Source organism: Bradyrhizobium sp. 2TAF36 (assembly GCF_052114925.1).
GTDB classification, from domain to species: Bacteria; Pseudomonadota; Alphaproteobacteria; order Rhizobiales; family Xanthobacteraceae; genus Bradyrhizobium; species Bradyrhizobium barranii.
The window spans coordinates 1-20361 of record NZ_JBFRFR010000018.1 but is presented as its reverse complement, the minus strand read 5'-3'; the positions used below and the strand labels follow the sequence as shown (position 1 = coordinate 20361).

Genomic DNA, 20361 nt, shown 5'->3' with positions numbered 1-20361 from the left:
CTGCGTCCTAAAGTCGCTTTCCCACCAGTATTCGCCAGTATTTAGGCGGCGCGTGGGGCTTTCTTCTGCAAACTGGCGGCAATCTTCAGGTCTTCGACAAAGCGCTGATATTCCAGCACTTTGGCTTCCGGATCAGGCAGCCGCAACAGATAGGACGGGTGCACCGTCACCAGTGCCTTGCGTCCCTCGGGCATATCTATGAGCCGGCCACGGGTCTTGCCGATCGGGGTGATCTTGCCGAACACGCTCTGCGCGGCGGTGGCGCCCATTGCCACGATGAGCTCGGGCTGGATTGCCGAAACTTCCCGCTCGTACCATTGCCGGCACGCCCGGATCTCCGGCGTCGCCGGCTTCTGGTGCAGACGGATCTTTCCGCGCGGCACGAATTTGAAGTGCTTGACCGCGTTGGTGACGTAGACCTTGTTGCGGTCGACGCCGGCTTCCTGAAGCGCACGGTCGAGCATCTGGCCGGCCGGGCCGATGAAGGGGTGGCCGGCGAGGTCTTCCTTGTCGCCGGGCTGCTCGCCGACCAGCATGATGGTCGCGTCTTTCGGGCCCTCGCCGAACACGGTCTGCGTCGCGTCCTTGTAGAGCGGGCAGGCGCGGCAGTGCGCGGCCTCCTCGCGGAGCGCTTCGAGATCGTCGGCAGCCAGCTTGCGTGGCATCGGAGCCTCCGGCCGCTTCTGGGGCTTGTGCGGATCGGTTGCGGCATTGGCGATCATGGCGCCGGTCATGCGCTCGGCGTCCTCGATCAAGGGCTTAATGATCGACGCCTCGGGCAGGTTCCTCCAGTATTTCTTCGGCATCTCCGTCTGCATCGCCTTCACCTTCAGCCGCGCCGGGTTGAAGATGCTGGCGTAGTAGCGCCGCCAGGTTTCCTCGAGCCGGTCTTCGCCGGGTGCTTCGCTCTTGCTCACGCCCGACGTGAACGAGAGCGCGTGGCCATCCCAATGCGCACACAGATCGGGTGTCAGGATCGACCATGGCATGTCGGCGAAGCGCTTGGCAAAGAACGGCGCGGCAAGCTCGACGATGTAATGCTCCGGCTCGAACCAGGCGACGTAATGCGCCGCGCGCTCGCGGCCGATCTCGCGGAAGCGCACGAAGGCATGCATCTTGTGCTCGTCGCGATGGACTGCTCTTGCCATGGCGGTGACTTGCGCGACATCAGGATTGGTCGCGACCTCGATGAGATCGTGATTGTCCTTCAATCGCCAGAGCAGGCGATAGAGGATCGCAAAGCGCTCGCCGTCGCGATGCAGGATCGCGGCCTTGGCGAGATCGACGAATTTTGCCGAGACGTTAAAGGTGCTGTCGTTCACCTCAAATATCGGAGACGGGGAGGGCGGTGCAAACAGCTCGGCTTCGCCGCCTTGTACGGTCCAGGTGACATCGGTTGGCTGCACATGATGCAGCACGAGGCTACGCGCGGCTTTGCGCCAGCCGTCGAAATCGGTTTCGGTGTCGAGGGTGATGTACTGCATCAGAAGCCAAACCCCAATTGTGTTGCCTTCGGCTTGAACCGTTCGATCAGCCGCGCCTCGTCGAGGCGATGCGGCGCGGGCCGGTGATCGCTGAGGACGATGAATGGCAGCGCCTTGTTGCGGGGCACATGCAGCCGCGCGAGATCGGAGAGGCGGATCGTGGTGGCGCGCCGCGTCGCGATGATGCGTTCGACCGCCTTGGTGCCGAAGCCCGGCACGCGCAACAGCTCCTCGCGGCTGGCGCGGTTGACGTCGAGCGGGAAGCGGTCGCGATGGCGCAGCGCCCAGGCGAGCTTCGGATCGATGTCGAGCGGCAGCATCGCGCTGTCGTCAACGATCTCCGCAACGTCGAAACCGTAGAACCGCATCAGCCAGTCGGCCTGGTAAAGCCGGTGCTCGCGCAGCAGCGGCGGCTGTACCAGAGGCAAAGCGCGGCTGGCATCGGGGATCGGGCTGAAGGCGGAGTAATAGACGCGCCGCAGCCGGTAGGAGCCATAGAGATTGGAGCTGGTGTGCAGGATGGTGTGATCAGAGGCCGCGTCGGCGCCGACGATCATCTGTGTGCTCTGTCCGGCGGGCGCGAAGCGCTGCGGCCTGGCCTTCGTCTTTGTGCTGCGGTTTTCCTCGGCCTCGTCGAGCTTCAGCCGCAGCCGGCCCATGGTGCGGCGGATCGCGCGCACATCCTTTTCCGGTGCGTATTGCTGCAGGCTCGTCTCCTCAGGCATCTCGATGTTGATGGAGAGGCGATCTGCATATTTGCCGGCTTCCGCGATCAGCGCGTCGTCGGCCTCGGGAATGGTCTTGAGATGGATGTAGCCGCGGAAGTGATGCTCCTCGCGCAGTTTGCGCGCGACGCTGACCACCTGCTCCATGGTGTAGTCGGGGCTGCGGATGATGCCGGAGGAGAGAAACAGGCCCTCGATGTAATTGCGCCGGTAGAAGTCGAGCGTGAGCTTGACCACTTCGTCGATGGTGAAGCGGGCACGCGGCACGTTGGAGGAGGCGCGGTTGACGCAATAAAGGCAGTCGTAATTGCAGGCGTTGGTCAGGAGCACTTTGAGCAGCGAGATGCAGCGTCCGTCCGGCGCGTAGGAATGGCAGATGCCCATGCCCGGCGCGGTCGAGCCCATGCCCTTGCCATCGCTGGAATCCCGCTTCTCGGTGCCGCTGGAGGCGCACGACGCGTCGTATTTGGCGGCATCAGCCAGAATCTCCAGCTTGCGTTGTACGTCCATCGTGGAATCCCTTTGATTCAGCTTACGAATCCGGATGAGCACCAATTCGATTGACTCCCCGGCCGCTGTTAGCTTTATATTAGAACATATCATGAACAAATGAGCCAGCCGTAGGTTCTTATTTTTGAGAACCTCGGCAATCACCTCTGAAGGAGCGGCGTATATGAGCGGCGCACGGATGAACGCGCTTGCGACCTTGCGCGGCCAGATCGAGCGCATCGAGACGGCGGAGGTCGTGCATCAGCACGATCGCGTCGCGCTCGGCCACGACGAGGTCGACAGCGCGCTGAAGGGCGGGCTCGCGCGCGCGGTGATCCACGAGGTGTTTTGCGAGGGCCGGCAGGGAACCGCCGCGACGGGTTTTGTCATGGGGCTTGCGGGGCGTGTCTCGCGGCGCCGGCCGCTGCTGTGGGTGCGGCAGGATTTTTCGGAACTCGAGACCGGCGCGCTGTCGATGAGCGGGCTTGCCGAGATCGGTCTCGATCCGCGCCGCGTGGTGATGGTGCGCGCCGCCGATGTCGAGAGCGCGTTGCGGACCTCGGCCGATGCGCTCGCCTGCGACGCGCTTGGCGCCGTTGTGCTCGAGCTCTGGGGTGAGACGCGGCAGTTCGATCTCGTGGCGAGCCGCAAGCTGACACTGGCCGCGCAAGGCTCCGGTGTCACCGGCCTGATGTTGCGGATGGCCGCGCAGCCGCTGCCCTCGACCGCGGAGACGCGGTGGATGTTGCGCGCGGCGCATTCGCCGCCGGGCCCGGCATGGAGCTCCTGGGGCGCGCCGCGCTTCGATGCCGAACTCTTGCGCAATCGTCATGGCCCGTGCGGCCGGTGGATCATGGAATGGAAATGTGATGAGTGCCAGTTCTCTGAACCGTCGACGTATCCTCAGCCTGTGGCTGCCGCGCCTGCCCATCGATCGGATTCAGCGGTTCTTCGGCGCGCTGGGTAAGACCAATGATCCGAGCATCGTTGTCATCAAGGACAACAATGCGCTGGTGATCCATGCGCTGGACGAAGCCGCCGAGCGCCTCGGCTTGCACATCGGCCAGCCCCTGGCCAATGCACGGGCGATGTGTCCGGACTTGAAAGTGTTCGACGCCGATGTCGTGGCCGATGCGAAGACGCTCAGCGACGTCGCCGACTGGTGCGACCGCTTCACGCCGCTGGTGGCGCTCGATCCGCCGTACGGGCTGTTTCTGGACATCACCGGCTGCGCGCATCTGTTCGGCGGCGAGGCTGCGTTGTTGCAGACCTTCGTCCGCGCGCTCGCCCGTCAGGGTTTTGCCGTCAGCGCGGCGATCGCCGGCACCTCGGTCTGTGCGCGCACGCTGACGCGGCAGGCCTCCGGCACCATCGTCGCCGATGGCGGGGAGGCGGCGGCGATCAGCCGGCTGCCGGTATCCGCGCTTGGTGCGGGCGAGGCCATCACCACTGGTCTGCGCCGCGCCGGCCTGAAAACCATCGGCGATGTCGCCTCGCGCGAGCCGCATGAGATCACGGCGCGGTTCGGCGCGCGGTTCTCCACGCTGCTCGCGCATGCGCAGGGGCATGGCGATGCCCCGATCAATCCGCGCAAACCGCTGCCGGATTATATCGTGGAGAAGCGCTTTGCCGAACCGATCGCCACCGACACCATGATCGCGCTGACGCTGTCGCGGCTCGCCGACACGCTGATCGCGTCCATGGAGAAGCAGGGCAAGGGCGCGCGGCGCCTGGAAGCCGCCTTCTTTCGTACCGACGGCGTGGTGCGCGCGATCATGGTCGAGACCGGGCGGCCGGTGACGCAAAGCAAAGTCATCGACCGGCTGTTTCGCGAACGTCTCGATGCGCTCGCCGATCCGCTGGATCCCGGCTTTGGTTTCGACATGGTGCGGCTGTCGGCGAGCCGCACCGAGATCGTGGTGCAGGAGCAGCGCGATCTCGACGCCCATGTCCATGACAATGACGAGCTCGCCGCGCTGATCGACCGCATCGCCGCGCGCATCGGCGGAAAGCGCGTCGTCGTGCATTTGCCTGAGGATACCCATATCCCCGAATGTGCGGTGCTGGCCGCGCCTGCCCAGCACCATCTCGCCGTGGCCATGCAGGCCGAATGGCCGGCGCGCGCCGAGAGCGAGCCGCCGCTGCGCCCCCTGCGGCTGTTCGACAGACCGGAGCCGATCAAGGTGCCGTTCGCGACCGTGCCGGACGGCCCGCCGCATCAGTTCACCTGGCGGCGTGCGCTGCATGCGGTGGTGCGGGTGGAAGGGCCCGAGCGCATCGCGATGGAATGGTGGCGGCAGGACGGCAAGCAATTGACGCGGGATTATTTCCGCATCGAGGATGCCGAAGGCCTGCGCTTCTGGATCTTTCGCGACGGTCTTTACGAAGGAGAGGTGTTCGACGACGAAGGCAAACCCATTCCCCCCAACTGGTATGTGCACGGTCTCTTCGCATGACCACGCCCGCTTATGCCGAGATCGGCATCACCACCAACTTCTCCTTCCTGCGCGGCGGCTCGGATCCGCGCGCCTATGTGCATCAGGCGAGCATCCTCGGCATTCCCGTGATCGGCATTGCCGACCACAACACGCTCGCCGGCGTGGTGCGCGCCTACAAGGAGCTCGACAATGACAAGGTGCTGCACAAGCCGAAATTGCTGATCGGCGCGCGCATCGTCTTCATCGACGGCACGCCCGACATTTTTGTCTATCCGCGCGACCGCGCCGCCTATGGCCGGCTGTGCCAGCTCCTCACCAGAGGCAAGCGCGGCGACGACATCACGCGGATCGAGAAGGGCGAATGCCATCTCTCTTTTGCCGACCTTCTTGAGTTTTCCGAGGGCCAGCTCCTGATCCTGACGCTGCCGCATCGCTTCGAGCCCGCGCAGGCGCTGGATGTTCTCGCCAAGCTTAAGGACAGCCGCGCCGAGGGCGTGTGGCTGGCGGCGAGCCTGGTCTATCGCGGCGACGACCGCCGCCGCCTGGCGCGGCTCGATGATCTCGCCGCCAAAGCAAACGTGCCGCTGCTCGCGACCAACGAGGTGCTCTATCACGATCCCGGCCGCCGTCCGCTCCAGGACGTGCTCACCTGCATCCGGGAAAAAACCACGATCGAGGCGGTCGGAAGGAAGCTCGAAGCCAACGCCGAGCGCTTCCTGAAGACGCCACGCGAAATGTCGCGGCTGTTCCGCGATTTTCCCGAGGCGATCGCGGAGACCATGCGCTTTGCGGGCAAGATCGATTTCACGCTCGACCAGCTCAAATACCAGTATCCGGACGAACCGGTGCCGCGGGGCAAGACCGCGCAAGAGCATCTGGAGGATCTGACCTGGGCCGGCGTCGACAAATATTTCGGCGGCAAGATCGATGACAAGCTGCGCACGACCCTGAAGAAAGAGCTCGCGCTGATCGCCGAGCTGAAATACGCGCACTACTTCATCACCGTGCACGACATCGTACATTATGCGCGCAGCCAGAACATCCTGTGCCAGGGGCGGGGATCGGCGGCGAACTCAGCGGTCTGCTACGTGCTCGGCATCACCTCGGTCAATCCGACCAGCGTCGATCTCCTGTTCGAGCGCTTCATCTCCAAGGAGCGGCTGGAGCCGCCTGACATCGACGTCGATTTCGAGCATTCGCGGCGCGAGGAGGTGATGCAATATGTCTATCGCCGCTACGGCCGCCACCGCGCCGCGATCATCGCCACCGTGATCCATTACCGTCCACGCAGCGCCATTCGCGACGTCGGCAAGGCGCTGGGCCTGACCGAGGACGTCACCGCCGCGCTCGCCGACACCGTCTGGGGAAGCTGGGGCAAGGGCCTCAACGACATGCAGGTCAGGCAGGCCGGGCTCGATCCCAGCAATCCCATGATCAACCTCGCGGTCGAGCTTGCGACCGAGCTGATCGAATTCCCGCGTCATCTCTCCCAGCATGTCGGCGGCTATGTGCTCACCCAGGACCGGCTCGACACCTATGTGCGGATCGGCAACGCCGCGATGGACGAACGCACCTTCATCGAGTGGGACAAGGACGACGTCGACGCGCTCAACATGATGAAGGTCGACGTGCTCGCGCTGGGCATGCTGACCTGCATCCGGAAATGTTTTGATTTGATCGACCACCACAAGGGCAAGCGCTGGGTTCTGGCGAGTGTCCCTCAGGACGATCCCAAGGTTTACGACATGCTGTGTGCTGGGGAATCCCTCGGCGTGTTTCAGGTCGAGAGCCGCGCCCAGATGAACATGTTGCCGCGGTTGAAGCCGCGGACCTTCTACGACCTTGTCATCGAAGTCGCGATCGTGCGGCCCGGACCGATCCAGGGCGACATGGTGCATCCGTATCTGCGACGGCGGAACGGCCAGGAAAAGGTGAGTTATCCCTCGCCATCACCCGAACACGGTCCCGCGGACGAACTCTACAAGGTGCTGCACAAGACGAAAGGCGTGCCCTTGTTCCAGGAGCAAGCCATGCGCATCGCGATCGAGGCGGCAAAATTCACCTCCGAGGAGGCTAACGGCCTGCGCCGCTCGATGGCGACCTTCCGCAATGTCGGCACCATCGGCCAGTACGAGGAGAAGCTGATCGGCAACATGGTCGCGCGCGGCTACGATCCCAACTTCGCCAGAAGCTGCTTTGACCAGATCAAGGGCTTTGGCTCCTACGGTTTTCCAGAGAGCCATGCCGCGAGCTTTGCTCAGCTCGTCTACATCTCGTCATGGCTGAAATATCATCACCCCGATGTGTTCTGTTGCGGCCTGTTGAACTCGCAGCCCATGGGCTTTTACGCGCCCGCGCAGATCGTCGGCGACGCCCGCAAGAATGGCGTCGAGGTGCGCGACATCGACGTGTCCTGCAGTTTTGCGCAGAATACGCTGGAGAATATGGACGACGGATATTGCGCCGTGCGTCTGGGTTTTCGCCAGATCGACGGCTTCCACTGGCTCGATCCGGATGAGGAGGAGCTTAAGAGGCAGCAGGCTGAGCGGCAGGGCAAGGTCTATGTCACTCAGGAAGACTGGGCCGACCGCATTATCAAGGCTCGCGACCGCCAGCGGTTCACCTCGCTCGAAGACTTCGCCCGCGACACCGGCCTGCCCAAGCGTGCGCTGATCCTGCTCGCGGATGCCGACGCCTTCCGCTCGCTCGGCCTCGACCGCCGCGAGGCGCTGTGGCAGGTGCGGCGGCTGCCCGACGACGTGCCGCTGCCGCTGTTCGAGGCCGCGACCGCGCGCGAGCAGCCGGACGAGCATGCAAAACCGTTGCCGGAGATGCCGCTGGCCGAGCAGGTGGTCGCGGACTACCAGACTATCCGGTTATCGCTGAAGGGCCATCCGATGGAGTTTTTGCGCGAGATGTTTTCGCGCGAGCGTGTCGTGGCCTGCAGGGACATCAGCCATGAGAACGAGCGGCGCCGCGTCCGCTGCGCCGGCGTGGTGCTGGTGCGGCAGCGGCCGGGCAGCGCCAGCGGCGTCGTGTTCATGACGCTGGAGGACGAGACCGGCATCGCCAATGTCGTGGTGTGGCCCAAGATCATGGAGCAGTACCGCAAGGAAGTGATGGGCGCACGCCTCATCCTGGTCGAGGGCTATATCCAGAGCAGCCCCGAAAAGGTGACGCATCTCATCGCCCAGCGCATGGTCGACCGCTCGCACGATCTGGTCGGCCTCGCCAACGACGCGCTGAGCCGCAAGCATCCGGTGCCGGCAGGCGCCGACCTGATCGAGCCCCTCAACGACGATCCCCGGGCCCACGCGGATATGCCGGCGCAAAAAATCCGCCACCCCCGCAACGTCCGCATCCTGCCGCCATCGCGGGATTTCCATTGAAGATGTGACGCAGAATGCTGCCACACCGTCATTGCGAGCGCAGCGAAGCAATCCAGACTGCCGCCCGTGGAAAGACTCTGGATTGCTTCGCTGCGCTCGCAATGACGAGCTTGTTGAGCCGGGCCGTGTCATACTCTCGGTGTCATACCCTGCGAAAGCGGGGTATCCAGTACGCTGCGGCTTCTCGGTTCTAGCCGCGCTGTCTCTGGAATACTGGATCGCCCGATCAAGTCGGGCGATGACAGAGTGCCCGCTCTAAAAATTCACCCGGTTCGAGATCGCGCCGTCCACGACGAGATTGGAGCCCGTGGTGAACCCCGACACCGGGCTTGCCAGAAACACCGCCGCGCTTGCGATCTCCTGCGGCGTTGCCATGCGGCCCGTCGGGTTGCGCTTCATCGCGTCGTTGTAGCGCTCCGGCATGTTCTGCTCGATCATGTTCCAGACGCCGCCCTTGAAATAGACCGTGCCGGGCGACACCACGTTGACGCGGATCTTCTTCTTTGCGTATTGCCGCGCCAATCCCTTGGCCATGTGGATCAGCGCCGCCTTGATCGGGCCGTAGGAGCTGGCGAGATCGGCCTGCGCCGCCGAGATCGAGGAGATGATGACGAAGGCGGCATCGCCGCTTTTCTCGCCGCTGGCCTCGAGGAACGGCCGCGCGGCGTCGAACGCATGCACGGCGCCGAGCACGTCGAGCCGGAAGTTCTGTTCCCAGGACGCCGCATCGTGGCCCTGCGCCATCGCGCCGGCATTGGCGAACAGCAGGTCGACGCCGCCGAGCTCCTTTGCAGCAGTCTCGATCCAGGATTTCAGCGCCGCGCCGTCGGTGACGTCGACCGGTCCGCYGCTGGCACGGATTCCGCTTGCCTTGAGTTCAGTGACGGTCGCCGCAACCTGATCGGCGTTGCGCGCGCACACCGCGACGTTGGCGCCTTCGCCGGCCAGTGTCGCCGCAATCGCCCGCCCGATGCCGCGCGTGCCGCCGAGGACGATGGCGTTTTTTGCTTTGAGACCGAGATCCATTGTTTGGTTTTCCTTTTTGTTGGTGCAAAGAGTGTAGCCGTTTCAGGAGACATGCTGAACTCTCCAATTCGTCCTTGCGAGCGTAGCGAAGCAATCCAGGAATGCATCCGCAGAGACAGTCTGGATTGCTTCGTCGCAAGGGCTCCTCGCAATGACGACGCGGAGAGGCGGTCCTCTCACTCCGGTGCCGCCCCCACCGGCGGGCCGCCGGGCGGGCGGTGCAGGAAGGTCAGCGAGACGTAGGCGCCGGCCCACGAGCCGATCGCCGCGAAAGCGACATAGAACGGGTTTTCGGTGTAGCTGATCACGGCGTAGGAGGAGAGCAGGTACCAGACCGCGCTCCAGTTCGCCGCCGGCACGCGCTTGCGCGCGATCACGGCCGAGGTGAACATGACATAGACTGCGTCGGTGGCCGCCGTTGCGATGAACACGGCGCCTGCGGTGAGGGGATCTACGGCGGCCATTGCATTCCTTTCTGCGATCATGACATGGTCGCGAAAACTACAGCATGATCCGGAAAATGCGCAGCGGATTTACGAAAAGATCATGCTCAAATCTGAAAGGGAGAGAAGCGGTCATGCAAAGCCCCGCCGATATTCTTAGGGATCTCTGGACCTCCATCGGCGGCGACAAGGCCGCGCTCGAGCGCGTGCGGCTGACCGGCGAGGAGCCGCAAATTCCGTCCTCGTTTCGCGTCGCCGTCGCCGGACAGACGACGATCGCAGCCGCCGGTCTTGCCGCCGCCGAAATCCGGAGACTGCGCAGCGGTGAGACGCAGGACGTCTCCGTCGACATGCGCCACGCCGTCGCCGAATGCCGTTCGGAGCGCTATTTGCGCCTCGACGATAAGCCGCCGCCGCCAGCCTGGGACGCCATCGCCGGTGTCTACAAGACCGGCGACAACCGCTTCGTCCGCTGCCACACCAATTTCCCGCATCATCGCGACGCCGTCTGCAACGTGCTCGGCTGCGAGCCCGAGCGCGACAAGGTTCAGGCCGCGTTGATGCAATGGAAGGGCGAGGATTTTGAAACTGCGGCCTATGCCGCGGGCGGCGTCGTCGCCCTGATGCGTTCCTACGACGAATGGTCCGCGCTGCCGCAGGCGCGCGCGCTCGCCGAACTGCCGTTGGTCTCGATCGAGAAGATCGGCGAGGCCCCACCCAAGCCATGGCCGCAGGGATTGTCGAACGGCGATCGTCCGCTTTCCGGCCTGCGCGTGCTCGATCTCTCGCGCGTCATCGCGGGCCCCGTTGCCGGCCGCACGCTCGCCGCGCACGGCGCGGATGTGCTGCTCGTCTCGGGGCCGGAGCTGCCGGCCATTCCCTGGCTCACCATCGACACCGGCCGCGGCAAGCTCACCACGTTGGTCGAGTTGAAGAGCGAGGCGGGCAGGGCGCAGTTGCGCGAGCTGTTGAAGGGCGCCGACATCTTCTCGCAAGGCTATCGTCCGCGCGCGCTTGCAGCCCTCGGGTTCGCGCCGGAGGATGCAGCGAACATCAATCCCGGCATCGTCTATGTCACGCTGTCGGCCTATGGCCATGCCGGCCCCTGGGCGGAGCGGCGCGGTTTTGATTCACTGGTGCAGACCACGACGGGCTTCAACCACGCCGAGGGGCAGGCCGCGGGCATCGACGGTCCGAAGGAATTGCCGGCGCAGATGCTCGACCATGCCACCGGCTATCTGATGGCGTTCGGCGCGATGATGGCCAAGGCACGCCAGGCCCGCGAGGGCGGGAGCTGGCACGTGCGCGTGTCGCTGGCGCAGACCGGACGCTGGCTGTGGAATCTCGGCCGGCTCGATGGCGGCCTGGACACCCCGGATCTTACGGGCGAGGCCGTACATGCTGCATTCATCGAGTCCATGCCATCTGGCTTCGGCACGTTGAAGGCGGTGCGCCATTCCGCGCTGCTGTCGACCACGCCGGCGCGATGGAGCCGCCCGGCGATGCCGCTCGGCAGTCATCCGCCACAATGGCCGGCGCGAAACTGACGTGAAGCTGACGCGATGCAATATTTTAACGCAAACGGAAAGGTGGCTGGCGTTTTTTAGGTTGTTTGAAATCCCAATTCAGCACTATTAGCGCGACCGATAAGGCAGGCGTCTGCCGAGATCGTCGCAGACTTGACCGGGCCCCATGGTAGTTGAAAATACCAAGCGATTGCAGGTGTTTACAAAACAACGGGTGATCACATCCGTAGTTTTACTGGCACTCGCCTGCGCCGGTGCCTATGGCTTCCTGCGTGCGGGGGCCAAGGAAAAGAGCCACTCCGAGGTCTCCAGCCAGTCGCGCAGGAATGCGCAGAATTTCACGCCGACGCCGTCCGAGTGGGCGACGCTGACGATCGAGCCGGTCAAGGCCAAGACCTTCCGGGCCGAATATGTCACCGAGGGCAAGGTCGCGGTCGACGAGGATCGCTCGACGCCGGTGTTCTCGCCCTATGCGGGCCGGGTGACCAAGCTGCTCGCCAAGCCGGGCGAGATGCTGAAGCAAGGTCAACCGCTGTTCACGATCGAGGCCGCCGACACCGTGCAGGCCCAGAACGATTTCATCGCGGCGATGACCTCGCAGAACAAGGCGAAGTCTGCGATCGATCTTGCCGACATCCAGTTCAGGCGCGCCAAGGACCTCTATGAGGGCCGCGCCATTCCGCTGAAGGACTATCAGCAGGCCGAAACGACCCAGGTCCAGGCGCAGAACGACGTGCGCTCCTCGGGGACGGCGCTGGAAGCCGCGCGCAACAAGCTGCGCATCCTCGGCTTCACCGACGAGACCATCAAGGCATTCCAGGACAAGGGCGTCATCGATCGGGAGATCACGATCTACTCGCCGATCTCCGGCACCGTCGTGCAGCGAAAGATCGGCCCGGGCCAATACGTCAATTCCGGCGCTAGCGATCCGGTGTTCGTGATCGGCGACCTCTCGACGGTCTGGCTCACCGCCTTCGTGCGCGAGAGCGATGCGGCCGCGGTGTGCATCGGGCAGGACATCAGCGTCAACGTGATGGCGCTGCCGGGCCACCCCCTGACCGCCAAGATCAACTACGTCGCCGCCGCCATCGATCCCACCACCCGCCGCCTGCTGGTTCGCGCGACCATCGACAACAAGGACGGCCTGCTCAAGCCGGAAATGTTCGCCAACGTCACGATCTATTCGGCCGGCGACCGTGCCGCGCCGGCGGTGCCGAAGCAGGCGCTGATCTATGAGGCCGACAAGGTCCGCATCTGGGTCGCGCGCGAGGACAAGTCGGTCGAGCTTCGCCAGATCAAGACCGGCCTCATCAATGGCAATTTCGTCGAGATCACCAGCAATCTGAAGCCAGGCGAGCAGGTCGTCACCAAGGGCAGCCTGTTCATCGACCGCGCGGCGTCCGGTAGCTGATCGACGACCCAAGAAAATTGAAGACCTGAATGGATCGTCTCGTCGCCCTTGCCGTCAACCGGCGCTTCCTGATGGTCGGGATGTTCTTCGCCGTGCTGATCGGCGGCCTGATCGCGTTCAACCAGCTCAACATCGAGGCCTATCCCGATCCGACGCCGCCGATGGTCGACATCGTGACGCAGAGCCCGGGCCTGTCGGCGGAAGAGATCGAGCGCTACATCACGATTCCAATCGAGACCCAGGTCGCGGGTCTGAAGAACCTCACGACGATCCGCACCATCTCGCTCTACGGCCTCTCCGACATCAAACTGCAGTTCTCCTTCGCCTACACCTATGACGAGGCGCAGCAGCAGGTCTTGAACCGGCTGGCGCAGCTCGCGCCGCTGCCGGGCAATGTGCAGCCGCAGATCTCGCCGCTCAGCCCGATCGGCGAAATCTTCCGTTACCGCCTCGTCGGCCCGCCGAACTACAGCGTGCTCGACCTCAAGACCATCCAGGACTGGATCCTCCAGCGCCGCTTCCGCGCCGTACCCGGGGTCATCGACGTCACCGGCTGGGGCGGCAAGAGCAAGACCTACGAGCTCCAGGTCGACTTCAACAAGCTCGTCGCCAACGGCCTGACGCTGCCGCAATTGCTCCAGGCGGTCAGCAATTCCAACGTCAATGTCGGCGGCAACACCGTCAATATCGGCCAGCAATCGGCCGTGGTACGCGGCGTCGGCCTGATCCGTTCGATCGACGACCTCGCCAACACCATGGTCTCGCAGACCAACGGCAATCCGGTGTTGGTCAAGGACGTCGCCACCGTCACTGTCGGCCAAAAACCCCGTCTCGGCATTGCCGGCATCGACGATTCCGACGACATCGTGCAGGGCATCGTCCTGATGCGCCGCGGTGAGCAAAGCTCGCCAACCATCAAGCGCGTCCACCAGCTCGTTCAAACCATCAACAACTCCAGCATCCTGCCGCCCGGCGTGCGCATCGAGCGCATCTACGATCGCGGGGACCTGATCGAACTCACCACCCACACCGTGTTGCACAACATGGTGGTCGGCATCCTGCTCATCGTACTGTTGCAGTGGATGTTCCTCGGCGATCTCCGCAGCGCGCTGATCGTCGGCGCCACCATTCCGTTCGCGCTGTTCTTCGCCGTGATCATCCTGGTGCTACGCGGGGAATCCGCGAATCTGCTGTCGGTCGGCGCGATCGATTTCGGCCTCATCGTCGACGCCACCGTCATCATGGTGGAAGCGATCTTCCGCCGCCTGACGCAGACCACGCCGGTGTCGGAATCCGAGCAGATGTCGCCCGAGACGCTGTTCGGCATGAAGAGCCACGCCATCCTCAGCGCCGCCGCCGACGTGTCGCGCTCGATCTTCTTTGCCGCCGCCATCATCATCGCGGCGTTCCTGCCGTTGTTCACGCTGTCCGGCGTCGAGGGCAACATCTTCGGGCCGATGGCGCGCACCTATGCCTATGCGCTCGCCGGCGGGCTGCTCGCGACCTTCACGGTTACCCCGGCGCTGTCCGCGATCATTCTGCCTGCGCATCTCGAGGAGACCGAGACGAGGGTCATGCGGATCCTGCACCGGATCTACATGCCGGTGCTGAATTGGGCCGTCGCCAACCGCGGCATCATGCTCGGCGGCGCGGTCGGTCTCGTGCTGATGACGGTGGCGCTCAGCCGCCTGCTCGGCCTCGAATTCCTGCCCAAGCTGGAAGAGGGCAATCTCTGGATCCGCGCCACGCTGCCGCCGACCATCTCGCTCCAGGAAGGCAACACCTACGTCAACGAGATGCGCAAGCTGATCCGTGCCCGGCCCGAGGTGGAATCCGTGGTGTCGCAGCATGGCCGCCCCGATGACGGCACCGACGCGGCCGGCTTCTTCAACGCCGAGTTCTTCGCCCCCCTCAAGCCCGCGAGCCAATGGCCGGGGACGCACGACAAGGAAGAGTTGACCGCGCAGCTATTGAAGCAGCTCGACGATCGCTTCCCAGGCGTCGAATTCAACTTCTCGCAATATCTCCAGGACAACGTCTCCGAAGCCGTCTCGGGCGTGAAAGGCGAGAACTCCATCAAGCTGTTCGGCAGCGATCTCCAGGCGCTCACCGACACCGCCAACAAGATCAAGTCGGTGCTGGCGACCGTGCAAGGCGTCACCGACCTCGCGGTGTTCACCTCGCTCGGGCAGCCGACCATTCAGATTGACATCGACCGTGCCAAGGCCGCGCGCTATGGGCTCGCGCCGGGCGACATCAACGCCACCATCAAGGTCGCGATCGGCGGCGATACCGCGGGCGATCTCTACGAGCCGGGCTCCGATCGTCACTTCCCGATCATCGTCCGCCTCGCGCCGGAATATCGCAGGAGCGCCGAGGCGATCCAGAATTTGCGCATCGGCGCGCCTGGCCCCAACGGCACCGTCACGCAGATTCCCCTGAGCGAGGTCGCCACCATCAGCCTCGTCTCCGGTGCCGCCTACATCTATCGCGAGCAGCAGGAACGCTATCTGCCGATCAAGTTCTCGGTGCGCGAGCGCGACCTCGGCAGCGCGATCCGCGAGGCGCAACAGAAGGTCGCCGAGCAGGTGCAGCTGCCGCCCGGCGCGCACATGGACTGGGTCGGCGAGTTCGGCAATCTCCAGGACGCCATCCGCCGGCTGTCGATCGTGGTGCCGATCTCGCTGGCGCTGATCGGCGTGCTGCTCTGGTTCAATTTCGGCTCGATGACCGACACGCTGCTCGCCATGAGCGTGATTCCGATGGCGATCTTCGGCGGCGTGCTCGGTCTCTTGATCACCGGCACCGCCTTCAGCGTCTCCGCCGCGATCGGATTCATCGCGCTGTTCGGCATTGCGGTCATGGACGGCATCATCATCCTGTCGCAGTTCAACCAGCTCATCGAAGAAGGCATGGACCGCGTGAGCGCGGTGATACGCACCGGCGAGTTGCAGCTCCGGCCGGTGCTGATGACCTGCGTCGTTGCCGGCGTCGGCCTGCTGCCGGCGGCGCTGTCGGAAGGCATCGGCTCGCAAGTGCAGAAGCCGCTCGCCGTCGTCGTCGTCACCGGCATGATGCTCGCGCCGGTCGTGATCCTCGTGACCTTGCCGGTCCTGATCTCCTTCTTCTCCCGCCGCGCGCGCTGATCGCGCGCCGTCGCCGCGCCTCAGAATCCGTAGAGACGCGCGGGATTGTCGACCAGGATCTTCTTGCRCACCTCCGCATCCGGCGCCCACACCGGAAGCTGGTTGAGGAGCCGGCCGTCTTCGATCTGATAGAAGGGCGCGATGTCGGTGGGCTTGCGTCCCTCGACGGGGCTGGAATCCGGATGCGGCCAGTCGGTGCCCCAGACGATGCGGTCCGGGTTCGCCGCGATCAGCGCCCGGGCATAGGGCACCATGTCCTGATAGTCGGGCGCGAGGTTCGACGAGCGATAGGCTCCCGAGATCTTCACATAGGCCTTACCGGATTTGACGAGCGCGATCAGGTCGGAGAATCCCGGCTGCTCCAGTCCGAGCGACGCCTCGAGGCCGCCGAAATGGTCGAACACAGCCGGCACAGGCGAAGCCAGCACGAGCTCCTTGATCGCCGAGATCATCGGCAGCGTGGTGTAGAGCTGCACGTGCCAGCCGCGTGCCTTCATGCGCTCGACGGCGGCGGTGAAGCGCGCGCGGCCGACATTCGGATCGCTGACGCCGCCGGTGGCGAGATTGATGCGACTGCCGCGAAAACCGTCCGCCTGCATCGCGTCGAGCTGGGCTTCCGTGGTCTTGTCGTCGATCACGGCCACTCCGCGTGCGGTCGCGCCGCGCGCCTTCATGCCGAACAAGGTGGAGGAATTGTCGGTGCCATAGACGCTCGGCGTCACGATCACGACGCGCTCGATATGCAGCGCCTTGTGCAGCGCCGCCATTTCCTCGGGGCTTGCCGGTTCCGGCGTATAGACGCGCCCCGCGAAGAACGGAAACTTTTCGACGTCACCATGGATGTGCGTGTGGCAATCGCAGGCAAGGGCCGGAACGTCGAAATCGACCGGCGTCGCGGGCTGCGCCGCACGGGCGTGAGCTTTGTTGGTCATGGCTACTCCGGCGGCAAGGGAGGCAAGCAGGACGCTGCGTCGGTTGAGCATGGTTCTCTCCCTGCTTCGTTATTTTTGAGGTGGGACCGGAACAATATCACATCAGCCGGGTAGCCGCTCCGCTTCACTGCATGGCTGCTCGACAAGATCCGCAAGCCGGCGTGAGCCGTCGATGCGCACGACCGGGCAGGGCAGGCCCGCGAGCCAGGCTTCATCTTTTGTGAGACTGCGGCCCTCGCGATCGCCGGCTTCGTAGCGCGAGGCCCATTCGACGAACGACTCCGTCTCCTCGTGACGCCAGCCGCCCTGTGCGACGGCATCAGCTCCGAAATGCGTAGCCTCGCGGCCACGCAGGCGCTGCAAGCGAAGCTCGCGCGGTGTCGTCACAAAGACGACAAGATCGAAGAACGGGACGAGTTCGTCGCCCCAGCCGGTGACGGTTCCGCTCAGCACCCAGTCGAGACGCGGCAGAAACATCTCGCGCATCAGGCGCAGGCGCTCCGCGGCAGGGCGCGTCGTCTGGTGGGGCGGCACGGTCGGCAGCCAGAAATAATCGTCGCTGTCGTGATGCGGCAGCGCAAGCCGGCCGGCGAGCGCGCGACCGAGCGTCGTCACGCCGGAGCCCGAAGCTCCCATCAGATGGATGCGGCGGCTCTTCATCGGCATCAGGCCAGACGATTTGAAACTACTGCCCCGACGGCGTGCGCAGGCCGTGCCAGGCGTCGCGGACCTGCTGGTAATGCACCTCGGGCAGATAGTCCGGCGTGTTGAGGCTGAGCGTCTTGACGTCGAGATGGCCGACGGCGCTGAGCAGCGTGTAGGAGGCGATGACGCGGTCGCGCAGTGCGCCGATCAGGCGGGCCTTGGCCTGGATCAAATCGGCCTGCGAGTTCAGCACGTCCACCGTCGTGCGCTGCCCGCCGGCGGCCTCGCGCTGCACGCCCTGGAGCGCGACGGTCGCCGCCTTCACCTCTGATTCGGAAGCGGAGACCGTGATCTTGGCGCCCTCATTGGCGACCCAGGCGCTGGTCGCCGCCGTGCGCGCCTGGTTGCGGACCTGGTCGAGCACGAGCCGGCTCTGCGCCGTGATCTCCTTGGCCTGTCGGGTCTGTGCGGCGGCCTGGCCGCCGTCGTAGATCGGCGCGGTGACGTTGGCGACGATCGAGGCCTGGTCTTCGGCGATGGTGCTCAGCGTCGGGTCGTTGCTGCGGCTCTTGCTGGCACTGCCCTGGAGACTGGCGCTCGGCAGCAGCGCGCCCTCGGCGACGCGGATGTTGGTCGAGGCGACATCGACGTCGAAGCCCGCCGCCATCACCGCTGGATGCTGGCGGATCGCCGTCGTCAGCGCATCCTCGCGGCTCTTCGGCAGATAGCGGTCGACGACTTCGGCGGGCCGAAGCTGCGATGGCGCATTGCCGATCACCTGCGCGTAGACCGCCTGGCTCACCGCCAGCGCGACTTCCGCGGCGTTGAGGTCGGCGAGCCCCCGGCTGAGCCGCGCCTCGGCCTGGGCGCTGTCGGTCGGCGTGACGTCGCCGGCGTTGAGGCGGCGTTGGGTGACGGCGAGCGTCTCGCGCAGGAACGCGACGTTGGAGCGTTGCGCCTCGACCAGTGACTGGTTGGCCAGCACGTTGGTGTAGGCGGTGACCGCGTCGAGCAGCACGCCTTGGCCGACATTGCGCAGCGCCTCGCGGCCGGACTGCACCTGAAGTTCCGCAGCGCGGACGCTGTTGGCGGTGCGGAACCCGTTGAACAGGGTCTGCGTCACGGTGACGCCGATGATCCACGGCTTCAGATTGGCGGTCTGGATCGTGTTGTCGGGCAGCAGATTGCGCACCGATTGCAGGCCGGCGCTGAGGCTTGCCACGATCTGCGGCCGGTAGCCGGCGAGGGCCTGCGGCACGTTTTCATCCGTGGCGCGTTGCCGCGCGCGCTCGGCATTGAGCTGCGGGTTGGTCTGGTAGGCCTTGGCGAGCGCCTCCGGCAGGGCTTCCGCCCATGCGGCGGAGGGCAGGGCGCAACAGAGCGCCAGCGTGGTCCATGTCGCAAGCACAGGACCCACGCCCGATCGATGCCGCGTCATCACGCGACCAACTCTGGCGGCACGCCCAATCATGTAATCCTGCTAAACCCCGGCTGTCCGCCCCCGCCGACGGTGGCCTCTTAACTGTTTAACCAGCCGGGGTCCCGCAGGCAAACTGCCGCGGGGAAAACCCCCATCTATTCCGTGCTTGTTGCAGGTGCGTCACAGGGTTTCTGCACCAGAGCGGCGAAGCCTTACACCAGCCTGACCGCTCGCGGGCATTACCGGTTCTTGTTGACAGGCTTGCGCTTCTCGATGAACGCCGCCATGCCCTCGGAGCGGTCCTCCAGCGCGAAGGTCGCGTGAAACAGGTTGCGCTCGACGCTCATGCCTTCGGCGAGCGTGGTCTCGAAGGCGCGGTTGACCGCTTCCTTGGCCATGGCGACGGCGGGCCGCGACATCGATGCGATCTTTTCGGCGGCTTCCATGACCTCGTCCATGAGCTTGTCGGCGGGCACGATGCGGCTGACGAGGCCTGAGCGCTCTGCTTCCGCCGCATCCATCATGCGGCCGGTGAGGCAGAGGTCCATCGCCTTCGACTTGCCGATCGCGCGGGTCAGGCGCTGGGTGCCGCCGATGCCGGGAATGGTGCCGAGCGTGATTTCGGGCTGCCCGAACCTGGCGGTGTCGGCGGCGATGATGAAGTCGCACATCATGGCGAGCTCGCAGCCGCCGCCGAGCGCATAGCCCGCAACCGCGGCGATGGTCGGCTTGCGGCAGCGCGCGACGCGATCGCCGCCGATCGCGGCGAAATCCTCGGAGAACATGTCGATGAAGCCTTTCGGCTGCATCTCCTTGATGTCGGCGCCGGCGGCAAAGGCCTTCTCGCTGCCGGTCACGACGATGCAGCCGATGGCGTCATCGGCCTCGAGATCGTCGACGGCCGCGGCGATCTCGCGGAAGACGCCGAAGGAGAGCGCATTGAGCATCTTCGGCCGGTTCAGCTTGATGATGCCGACCGCGCCTTTGCTCTCGACGATGATGTGTTCGAACGTGCTCATGCTCCACCCACGCGTTTGATTGGGCGGGCAATGTGCCCGCTGGCGCGGTGGGCTTCAAGGGCCGAAAAGCTGTCGGAACGAGGCCGTCCGGAACGCGCGGCGAGACGCGCGTTCCGGACGAGGTCCCTCACCCCAAAATCAGGCCAAAAACCAGGCCAAGCATCAAGCGAAGAACATGCGTGCGGCAGACGCCAGCGTCAGCAGCGTGCCGACGCCGATGAAGATCTTGCCGATCAGCGAGCTCTGGTCCATCAGCGAGCTCTGGTCC

Annotated in this window: 14 protein-coding genes; 6 read left to right on the top strand and 8 right to left on the bottom strand. The window is 64.8% G+C overall.

Annotation, left to right across the window (positions count from 1 at the left end):
* Window positions 1–41: 41 nt before the first annotated feature.
* Together AB4Z51_RS12410 and AB4Z51_RS12405 are read right to left on the bottom strand one after the other, a co-directional pair.
* On the bottom strand, window positions 42–1484 hold the full coding sequence (locus AB4Z51_RS12410) for a UdgX family uracil-DNA binding protein (protein WP_085403877.1): 1443 nt from the start codon (window positions 1482–1484) through the stop codon (window positions 42–44).
* Window positions 1484–2719 (bottom strand): putative DNA modification/repair radical SAM protein, encoded by a 1236-nt coding sequence (locus AB4Z51_RS12405; protein WP_441497485.1) that lies wholly within the window; start codon window positions 2717–2719, stop codon window positions 1484–1486. Before AB4Z51_RS12405 ends, AB4Z51_RS12410 begins: the two co-directional genes overlap by 1 nt.
* 163 nt (window positions 2720–2882) lie before the next feature.
* Here AB4Z51_RS12405 and AB4Z51_RS12400 point away from each other — a divergent pair, with 163 nt between their 5' ends.
* From AB4Z51_RS12400 to AB4Z51_RS12390, 3 genes are read left to right on the top strand one after another with little or no spacing between them, the layout of a single operon-like run.
* On the top strand, window positions 2883–3665 hold the full coding sequence (locus AB4Z51_RS12400) for an ImuA family protein (protein WP_085403875.1): 783 nt from the start codon (window positions 2883–2885) through the stop codon (window positions 3663–3665).
* A complete protein-coding gene (locus tag AB4Z51_RS12395) occupies window positions 3568–5154 on the top strand; it encodes a Y-family DNA polymerase (protein WP_085403874.1) in 1587 nt (528 codons plus the stop codon). Before AB4Z51_RS12400 ends, AB4Z51_RS12395 begins: the two co-directional genes overlap by 98 nt.
* Entirely contained in the window at window positions 5151–8525 is a 3375-nt protein-coding gene (locus AB4Z51_RS12390; protein WP_441497484.1) for an error-prone DNA polymerase, read from the top strand. Before AB4Z51_RS12395 ends, AB4Z51_RS12390 begins: the two co-directional genes overlap by 4 nt.
* 255 nt (window positions 8526–8780) lie before the next feature.
* Here the strand turns inward: AB4Z51_RS12390 and AB4Z51_RS12385 are convergent, their stop codons facing one another.
* On the bottom strand, window positions 8781–9551 hold the full coding sequence (locus AB4Z51_RS12385) for an SDR family NAD(P)-dependent oxidoreductase (RefSeq protein WP_441497483.1): 771 nt from the start codon (window positions 9549–9551) through the stop codon (window positions 8781–8783).
* Between the two features lie 176 nt (window positions 9552–9727).
* Window positions 9728–10015 (bottom strand): hypothetical protein, encoded by a 288-nt coding sequence (locus AB4Z51_RS12380; protein ID WP_085403970.1) that lies wholly within the window; start codon window positions 10013–10015, stop codon window positions 9728–9730.
* A 113-nt stretch (window positions 10016–10128) separates the two neighbouring features.
* On the opposite strand from AB4Z51_RS12380, the gene AB4Z51_RS12375 reads away from it, so the two are divergent.
* The 3 genes from AB4Z51_RS12375 (at window position 10129) to AB4Z51_RS12365 (ending at window position 16077) form a co-directional block, all read left to right on the top strand.
* A complete protein-coding gene (locus AB4Z51_RS12375) occupies window positions 10129–11541 on the top strand; it encodes a CoA transferase (RefSeq protein ID WP_085403871.1) in 1413 nt (470 codons plus the stop codon).
* 145 nt (window positions 11542–11686) lie between these two features.
* Complete coding sequence (locus AB4Z51_RS12370; RefSeq protein WP_085403870.1) at window positions 11687–12931, top strand: efflux RND transporter periplasmic adaptor subunit; 1245 nt, start codon at window positions 11687–11689, stop codon at window positions 12929–12931.
* Window positions 12932–12960: 29 nt separating this feature from the next.
* A complete protein-coding gene (locus AB4Z51_RS12365; protein ID WP_063984613.1) occupies window positions 12961–16077 on the top strand; it encodes an efflux RND transporter permease subunit in 3117 nt (1038 codons plus the stop codon).
* Window positions 16078–16097: 20 nt separating this feature from the next.
* Here AB4Z51_RS12365 and AB4Z51_RS12360 read toward each other — a convergent pair whose 3' ends face one another.
* The 4 genes from AB4Z51_RS12360 to AB4Z51_RS12345 form a co-directional block, all read right to left on the bottom strand.
* Window positions 16098–17060, bottom strand: coding sequence for an amidohydrolase family protein (locus AB4Z51_RS12360; RefSeq protein ID WP_441497482.1), 963 nt, complete (start codon window positions 17058–17060; stop codon window positions 16098–16100).
* Between the two features lie 51 nt (window positions 17061–17111).
* The gene (locus AB4Z51_RS12355; protein WP_441497481.1) at window positions 17112–17669 is read right to left on the bottom strand and encodes a hypothetical protein; all 558 of its coding nucleotides are present in this window, start codon (window positions 17667–17669) and stop codon (window positions 17112–17114) included.
* Window positions 17670–17694: 25 nt separating this feature from the next.
* Window positions 17695–19125 (bottom strand): TolC family outer membrane protein, encoded by a 1431-nt coding sequence (locus AB4Z51_RS12350; RefSeq protein ID WP_094184354.1) that lies wholly within the window; start codon window positions 19123–19125, stop codon window positions 17695–17697.
* A 188-nt stretch (window positions 19126–19313) separates the two neighbouring features.
* On the bottom strand, window positions 19314–20093 hold the full coding sequence (locus tag AB4Z51_RS12345; RefSeq protein ID WP_085403867.1) for an enoyl-CoA hydratase: 780 nt from the start codon (window positions 20091–20093) through the stop codon (window positions 19314–19316).
* Between the last annotated feature and the right edge of the window lie 268 nt (window positions 20094–20361).